Annotated in this window: 2 protein-coding genes; both read left to right on the top strand. The window is 65.8% G+C overall.

Annotated elements, in window-relative coordinates; all coding sequences use genetic code 11:
* The coding region (locus AC1DYG_RS19125; RefSeq protein ID WP_477641443.1) for a DUF503 domain-containing protein at positions 1–244 on the top strand (244 nt) is incomplete at its 5' end.
* Positions 245–353: 109 nt separating this feature from the next.
* Positions 354–533, top strand: a 180-nt coding sequence (locus AC1DYG_RS19120; RefSeq protein WP_477641442.1) for a ribosome-binding factor A, incomplete at its 3' end; no start/stop codon positions are given.

Here is a 533-nt window from a genome sequence, read left to right as displayed (position 1 = left end):
CTCCCTGAAGGAGAAGCGGTCGATCGTGAGACCCGTCATCACGGCACTGGCCAAGTACGGGGTGTCCGTCTCGGAGACCGGTGATCAGGACGTCTACCGCCGCTCGCTGATCGGGGTGGCCGTGGTCAGCCCGGACGTCGACCACCTCAACGGGGTGCTCGACACCTGCGAGCGTCACGTGGCGTCGCGGCCGGAATTGCAGTTGCTGGCCGTGCGGCGCAGGATCTTCGGTCCAGAAGACTGAACGAGAACACACACACATACTTCGGCGGCCCTGCCGCCACGCACATCGGACGGCGACGCCGTCGGCACAACTTGACGGCACCGCCGTCGCGAAGAAGGGACATCCCGTCATGGCAGATCCGGCGAGGGCGCGGAAGCTGGCCAAGCGAATCTCGACGATCGTCGCGACGGCGATCGGGGGAGRGATCAAGGATCCCCGGCTGGACTACGTCACCATCACCGACGTGAAGGTGACCGCGGACCTGCACGACGCGACCGTGTACTACACGGTGCGCGGCGTCGATCTCAAC

Source organism: Pedococcus sp. P1_H8 (assembly GCF_056405175.1).
This window is presented reverse-complemented; position numbering and strand designations above follow the sequence as displayed.